The organism is Parasphingorhabdus sp. (genome assembly GCF_049667325.1).
Lineage (GTDB): Bacteria > Pseudomonadota > Alphaproteobacteria > Sphingomonadales > Sphingomonadaceae > Parasphingorhabdus.
On sequence record NZ_JBATHY010000090.1, the window covers coordinates 1 to 3,799 of the forward strand.

The 3,799-nt window shown below is 57.9% G+C and carries 2 protein-coding genes and 1 pseudogene; all 3 read right to left on the reverse strand.

Annotated features, from left to right (window positions below; genetic code table 11):
* Positions 1-166 precede the first annotated feature (166 nt).
* Entirely contained in the window at positions 167-1,705 is a 1,539-nt protein-coding gene (locus WBM93_RS05055) for an NADH-quinone oxidoreductase subunit M (protein ID WP_424429022.1), read from the reverse strand.
* A complete protein-coding gene (nuoL, locus tag WBM93_RS05060) occupies positions 1,705-3,711 on the reverse strand; it encodes an NADH-quinone oxidoreductase subunit L (RefSeq protein ID WP_424429024.1) in 2,007 nt (668 codons plus the stop codon). The genes WBM93_RS05055 and nuoL overlap by 1 nt, the downstream gene beginning before the upstream one ends.
* 4 nt (positions 3,712-3,715) lie before the next feature.
* Positions 3,716-3,799: pseudogene (locus WBM93_RS05065) on the reverse strand (NADH-quinone oxidoreductase subunit NuoK); the annotation flags it as partial.

The following is a 3,799-nucleotide window of genomic DNA, read 5'->3' on the forward strand; positions in this document are numbered from 1 at the left end:
AGCACCATCAACAGGATCGACGCGCCAAACAACGCGGTTGCTGACAATATCGTTACCAGGCGAGCCGATTTGTCACCACCCCATGCGGCAACCATCAAAAGGATCAGGCTCGAGACCGAGAGAAAAATCTCCGGTGAAACCAGCCAGAGGGAGTTTCCGATACCCATCAGTGTGCCTCCCCTGCATCATGGTCTTTGGCAACGGCTTTGGCCTCACCCATTTTGAGATGAGCATCGCCCTCTGGAGCCGCGCGGTCGATGCGTGCAACCAGCGCGCCGACGTCGCCGCGGATCGGAGCCATGAAACTTTCGGGATAGACACCCATCCACATTACAGCAGCGGCGATCGGCGCGAGCAGCGCCATTTCCCGCGCAGACAGATCCGGCATTGCTTTGACATCCTCGTGAACAAGTTCACCGAATGCAACCCGGCGATAGAGATAGAGCATATAGCCTGCGCCGAGGATGATCCCCGTCGTCGCGACAAGCGTGACCCAGCTGTTGACCTTGTAGAGGCCGACCAGCGAAAGAAATTCACCGACAAATCCGCTGGTGCCCGGCAGACCGATCGAGGCCATGGTGAACAGCATGAACAGGATCGCATATTTAGGCATGTTGATCGACAATCCGCCGTAGCGATCGATTTCCCGTGTGTGCAGGCGGTCGTAGATCACGCCGACGCAGAGAAAGAGCGCGCCGGATACCAGACCGTGGCTCAGCATCACGATAATCGCGCCTTCGATGCCCTGGCGGTTGAACGCGAACAGGCCGAGCGTGACAATCGCCATATGGGCAACCGAGCTATAAGCAATCAGCTTCTTCATGTCCTGCTGCACCAGTGCCACCAGCGACGTGTAGACGACCGCGACCATCGACAGGCCGAAGACCAGCCAGATGAATTGCTCGGACGCTTCCGGAAACATCGGTAGCGAGAAACGCAGGAAGCCGTAGCCACCCATTTTCAGCAACACACCGGCAAGGATCACCGAACCGGCGGTCGGTGCCTGCACGTGGGCATCCGGTAGCCAGGTATGGACCGGCCACATCGGCATCTTGACCGCGAAGCTGGCGAAGAAAGCCAGCCACAGCCATGTTTGTGCCTCGGGTGCAAAATCATAGTTGAGCAAGGTCGGAATATCGCTGGTTCCCGCATCCTGGACCATCCACAGCATCGCGATCAGCATCACCACCGAACCGAACAAGGTGTAGAGGAAGAATTTGTAACTCGCGTAAATCCGGTTGGCGCCGCCCCAGATCCCGATGATCAGATACATCGGAATCAGGCCAGCCTCGAAGAGGATGTAGAACAGGAAGATATCCTGAGCGGCAAACACGCCGATCATCAGCACTTCCATGAACAGGAAGGCAGCCATATATTCGCCGACCCTTGTCTGGATCGTTTCCCAGCTGGCACCGATACAGATCGGCATCAGGAAGACCGTGAGCATGATCAGCATCATCGAAATGCCGTCGATACCCAGCGCCCAGGCAAAGCTGCCAAACGGCTCGGACCGCTCGACATATTGCCATTGCGGACCGCCGATATCGTAATTGGCCCAGAGGACCACGCCGAGCACGAACAGCACCAGCGTCGTCAGGAGCGCCAGCCAGCGCGCGGCCTGCGCATTGAGAAAAAGACAGATAATCGCTGCCAGCATTGGCAGACCCATCATCAGCGACAGGATCGGGAAATCAAGCTGGTTCATTAGCTGGCTCCCTGCACGATAATCCAGGTCGCAGCGGCAGCGAGGCCCAGCAACATGACGAGCGCATAAGTGTATAGATATCCGCTCTGGAAGCGTTTCATCACGCCGGCGCCGCTCGCGATGACCGCAGCAACCCCGTTGGGACCAAAGCGGTCAATCGTACCTTCGTCGCCACTCTTCCAAAACAGCCGTCCCAGCCAGAATGCCGGGCGGATGAAGATCAGATGGTAGAGCTCGTCAAAATACCACTTGTTGAAGAAGAACTGGTACAGCGGAGCGAACGTCGCGGCGAGACGCGCAGGACGGTCTTTGCCAAAGAAATACATGAAGATGGCGGTGCCAAGACCCGTCAGCATGGCGACCGTCGATGACAGTTTCACCCACAGCGGCACTTCGTGAATTTCGTGCATCAGATGCTCGTCAAACGCGAGGCTTCCGGCCCAGAAGACTGCGCCCTCTGCGGCTTCGACAAACTGGTTGTGGAACAGGAAGCCGGCGAAAACGGCGCCGGTGGCCAGAACGATCAGAGGGATCAGCATCGACCACGGGCTTTCATGCGGATGATAGCCGCCGGTTTGATCGGCTCCCGCCTGTTTCGGTGTCTTGTGGACGCTATGCTGGATATGTTCGGACTGGATCCAGCGCGGTGTGCCCCAGAAAGTCAGGAACATCAGTCGCCAGCTGTAGAAGCTGGTGAGCAACGCAGCGAAGACGCCGATGAAGAAGGCGAACTGGCCCGTTTCCGTACCGCTGGCAAAGGCAACCTCGATAATCGCGTCCTTGGAGTAGAAACCGGCAAATCCGCCGAGTCCGACGATACCGACCCCGGTAATCGCCAGCGTTCCGGCCATCATCGCCCAGAAGGTCAGCGGGATTTCTTTCCGCAGTCCGCCATAAAAGCGCATGTCCTGCTCGTGATGCATGGCGTGGATTACCGAACCCGCACCGAGGAACAAAAGCGCTTTGAAAAAGGCGTGGGTGAACAGGTGGAACATCGCCGCGCTATAGGCGCCAACGCCAGCGGCGAAGAACATGTAGCCGAGCTGCGAACAGGTCGAATAGGCGATCACGCGCTTGATGTCGTGCTGGACCAGGCCAACGGTGGCTGCGAATATCGCGGTGGAAGCGCCAACGATGGTCACAACCATCAAGGCGACCGGACTGGTTTCGAACATCGGTGACAGGCGGCAAACCATGAACACGCCTGCGGTGACCATGGTGGCAGCATGGATCAGCGCCGAAACCGGTGTCGGGCCTTCCATCGCGTCGGGCAGCCATGTGTGCAGACCGAGCTGCGCCGATTTGCCCATCGCGCCGATGAACAGCAGCAGACAGAGTATGGTCATCGTATCGAGACGCATGCCCGCGAAAGTGATCGTCGAGCCGGCCATTGCCGGAGCGGCTTCGAGGATTTCGGGAATCGACACTGTGCCGAACACAAGGAATGTACCAAAGATGCCTAGCATGAAGCCAAGGTCACCAACCCGGTTGACGACAAAAGCCTTGATCGCGGCGGCATTGGCACTGGGTTTCTTGAACCAGAAACCGATCAGCAGATAGGATGCCAGGCCGACGCCTTCCCAGCCAAAGAACATCTGGACGAGATTGTTGGCGGTCACCAGCATCAGCATGGCAAAGGTGAACAGCGACAAATAGGCGAAGAAACGCGGCTGGTCCGGATCTTCATCCATATAGCCCCATGAATAAAGGTGGACGAGCGCCGAGACGGTGGTCACCACAACCAGCATGACCGCGGTCAGCGCATCGACGCGCAGGGCCCAGTCGAAGGTCAGGTCACCGGACACAATCCAGGTCATAACCGGCACGACTTCGGCGGTGCTGGACCCGCTCACAAAGCCAAGGAATATTGGCCAGCTGAGCGCACAGGCGGCGAACAGCGCGCCGGTGGTGATGACTTTCGCCGGTACATTACCAATGACCCGATTACCGAAACCGGCGACTATCGCTGCCAGCAGGGGCAGGAATACGATCAGCTGGATAGCCAAAGCCTTATCCCTTCATCCGGTTGACATCATCGACGGCAATGGTGCCCCGTTGACGGAAGTAAATAACGAGAATGGCCAGCCCGATGGC

Coding starts and splice junctions, on each gene's coding strand:
- WBM93_RS05055 (WP_424429022.1), bottom strand. CDS start 1,705: ATGAACCAGCTTGATTTCCCGATCCTGTCGCTGATGATGGGTCTGCCA.